General features: G+C 72.4%; 3 protein-coding genes and 2 pseudogenes. 2 read left to right on the top strand and 3 right to left on the bottom strand.

What is annotated here, in order from left to right:
* A pseudogene (locus R6V09_RS50085) lies at positions 1-282 on the top strand (ABC transporter permease); the annotation flags it as partial.
* A 34-nt stretch (positions 283-316) separates the two neighbouring features.
* The gene (locus R6V09_RS50080) at positions 317-1,039 is read left to right on the top strand and encodes a DUF2567 domain-containing protein (protein WP_317888080.1); all 723 of its coding nucleotides are present in this window, start codon (positions 317-319) and stop codon (positions 1,037-1,039) included.
* A gap of 217 nt (positions 1,040-1,256) precedes the next feature.
* Here the strand turns inward: R6V09_RS50080 and ybaK are convergent, their stop codons facing one another.
* The 3 genes and pseudogenes from ybaK to R6V09_RS50065 all read right to left on the bottom strand — a co-directional run.
* Complete coding sequence (gene ybaK, locus R6V09_RS50075) at positions 1,257-1,763, bottom strand: Cys-tRNA(Pro) deacylase (protein WP_317888079.1); 507 nt, start codon at positions 1,761-1,763, stop codon at positions 1,257-1,259.
* A gap of 8 nt (positions 1,764-1,771) precedes the next feature.
* Positions 1,772-2,515 (bottom strand): LON peptidase substrate-binding domain-containing protein, encoded by a 744-nt coding sequence (locus R6V09_RS50070; RefSeq protein WP_317888078.1) that lies wholly within the window; start codon positions 2,513-2,515, stop codon positions 1,772-1,774.
* Between the two features lie 11 nt (positions 2,516-2,526).
* Positions 2,527-2,896: pseudogene (locus R6V09_RS50065) on the bottom strand (hypothetical protein); the annotation flags it as partial.

Below are 2,896 nucleotides of genomic sequence, written 5' to 3'. Positions count from 1 at the left end.
GGGCTGCTCGCGCCGCGCCCCGAACTTGCCACGCTGCTCGGCCAGTTGGGCATGTCCGCGGCACTGCTGCTCGGTGTGCTGCCGGCCGACCGGATGCCGGACGCGGTGCGGTTCCTGCGGGACCTGGTGCCCTCGACCTACGGCGTGGAGGCCTTCGCACAGACCTTCGCGGCGCACCCCGACTGGGCGCTCGTCCTCGGTGACCTCGCCGTATGCGCCGCGGTCGGCGTCGTTTCGCTGGCCGTCGCCGCCTGGGCCTACCGTCGGGCTGCCGTCCGGTGACGCGCCGCACAGCCGCGCCTGGCACGATGTCAACGTGACCGCACCGCTGACTCCGCCTCCGCCGCCGCGTGACCAGTCCCCGCACGATCCGTGGCAGCCTCCGGGTGACCCGGGCAACCCGGGTGAGCCGGGTACCCCGGGTGCCGGGTATCCCGTGTACGGACCGCAGGACGCGTCCTACGGCCAGGACGGCCCCGGACTGAAGACCGAAGTGATCGAGGCCGTGGTCGCCACGGTCGTCGTGGCGCTCGGCGGGGTGCTGCTCGGGCTGCTGTGGTGGTGGCTGGCACCGCATGTGCCGCTGGTCGGGGACGTGGTCGACAAGAGCTGGGTCGTCTACCTCAAGGACTCCGAGGGCGAGCAGGCGGTGGGCGTGGATGGAACGTTCACTCTGCTCGCGGTGGGTTTCGGGGTGCTCAGCGCCCTCGCCGCGTTCCTGCTGCGGCGGCGCGGGGGAGTGCCGCTGGTGGTCGCGCTGACCGTGGGCGGGCTGCTGGCCTCGCTGCTCGCGTGGCGGCTGGGGATGTGGCTGGGGCCGACGAAGGACGTGCTCTCGCACGCCAAGTCGGTCGGTAAGGGTGTCACCTTCTCCGCGCCGCTGAAGCTGGGGGCGAAGGGGGCGCTGCTGGCCTGGTCCGTCGCCGCGCTGGTTGTCCACCTGGGGCTGACCGCGTTGTTCGGGCCGCGGGATCCTGAGCCGCCGTATCTGCAGCCGGGACCGGTTCCTGGCGACGGGTACGGGGCGCCGCTCTCGTAGTGAGGGTTCCTGGGGGCTGCCGCCCCCAGACCCCCGCTTCGGCCCTGAAGGGGCCTCGTCCTCAAACGCCGGACGGGCTGGATTTCGCCGACCCGCGCTACCTAAGCCGGCCGGTGTCCATGATTCGAGCGGCGCTTCTTGATGCGCCACTTCCGTTTCCTGGTTTTCTTCGACATGCCCCTTGTGCTTAACCGAGGACGGGGCCGGAGTCGAGGGGTCACGCACGTCCGATGGGGGCCAGTACCGCTTCCGTGAGGGTCGCCAGGTCCGCGGGGGAGAGTTCGACCTCCAGGCCGCGGCGGCCCGCCGAGACACAGATCGTGGCGTGGGCCGAGGCCGAGTCGTCGACGACCGTGCGGAGCTTCTTGCGCTGGCCGAGCGGGGAGATGCCGCCGCGGACATAGCCCGTGGTGCGCTCGGCGAGCGTCGGGTCGGCCATCGCCGCCCGCTTGCCGCCGACGGCCGCCGCCAGCGCCTTCAGGTCGAGCTGGCCCGCCACCGGGACCACGGCCACCGTCAGCGCCCCGTCGACGTCCGCGACCAGTGTCTTGAAGACCCGGTCGGGGGAGACGCCCATCGCCTCGGCCGCCTCCTCGCCGTAGGACGGGTGGGCGGGGTCGTGGTCGTAGGCGTGCACCTCATAGGGCACTCCGGCGGCCGTCAGGGCGACGGTCGCCGGGGTGCCGCCCGACTGGGGCTGCTGTTTCCTGGACTTCTTCGCCATCGTGGGTCTCAGTTCAGGCTGGTCGGGTTGCGCGTCAGGTCCGACGCGGGCAGGGACGGCAGGTTGCGGATGATGGCCGTCTCGGAGCGCAGGAGCTTCAGCTCGTCGCGCAGCCGGGAGGCGGTGTCGGGGGCCTGGAGCAGGCGCTGCTTGGTCGCCGTGTCGAGCATCATCGCGGCGGCGACCAGGTAGGAGACGACCGCCGGTTCGTCCGGCAGCTCCGCGTCGCCGGTCGACAGGGAGCGTTCGCGGGCGCCGGCCAGGCGCTTCTGGTACTGGCGGAACGCGCGTAGCACCCCCTGGGCCAGCGCGCCGGCCTCGTCGCCCTTCTCCTCGGACAGCTCCTCCAGCTCGGCCGTCAGGAACGGGCCCGAGGCGTCCACGGAGAGCAGCCGCATCCGGGTCGTGCCCGTCGCCAGCACCTCGAAGGTGCCGTCGGCGCGCTCCCGGATGGTCGCCGCGTCGGCGACGCAGCCCACCGAGTGGAAGGCCTTGAGCGGGTCGGGGCCGAAGCCGGCCGTGGGCCCGCGCTCGGGCACGGCCGTCTGGTCCGGCATGCCCTGGGCGGTCGGGGCCACCTCGTGGCCGTCACGGATGGCGACGACGGCGAATCGGCGCGGTTCCTCCTCAGGGGTCTTGAGCAGTTCGCGCATCATGGCGCGATAGCGCTCCTCGAAAATGTTCAGAGGAAGCACGAGCCCCGGGAACAGAACCGAGTTCAGGGGGAAGAGGGGCAGCCGGACGGTGGTCACGGCGCAAAAGCCTAGTGGTCGCGGGAGCGGGCGCGACCGTCGTGCTCACTCCGTGGATACGGCGGCGCGTCCTCGAAGCCCCACGGCCGGCCCGGAACCGCCGTGAGAAAGGGCGGAACCGGCCCGCCCAGGGGCAGTTGTGCGGCGACCGCGATCCGCACTCCGTCGCGCACTTCCAGAAACTGGCCGAGCGGGTCGTCCGAGATCCGGTCCCAGGGGAAGGACGTGGCGTACGGGCCGATCAGGCGCAGCTGGTCGAGGGCGTCCGGCCAGCGTTCGAGGCGGACGAGGACGTAGGCCAGCAGGTTGCGGACCTCGGCGGGCCAGGGGTCGGCCGCCGGGTAGCCGGCCGAGAGGGTGATCGCGAGGTCGGCCGCCGCG

Source organism: Streptomyces sp. W16, assembly GCF_033194735.1.
In the GTDB taxonomy this organism is placed as follows: Bacteria; Actinomycetota; Actinomycetes; order Streptomycetales; family Streptomycetaceae; genus Streptomyces.
Note: the sequence above shows the minus strand (reverse complement) of the source record. Positions and strands in the feature narration are given on the sequence as shown.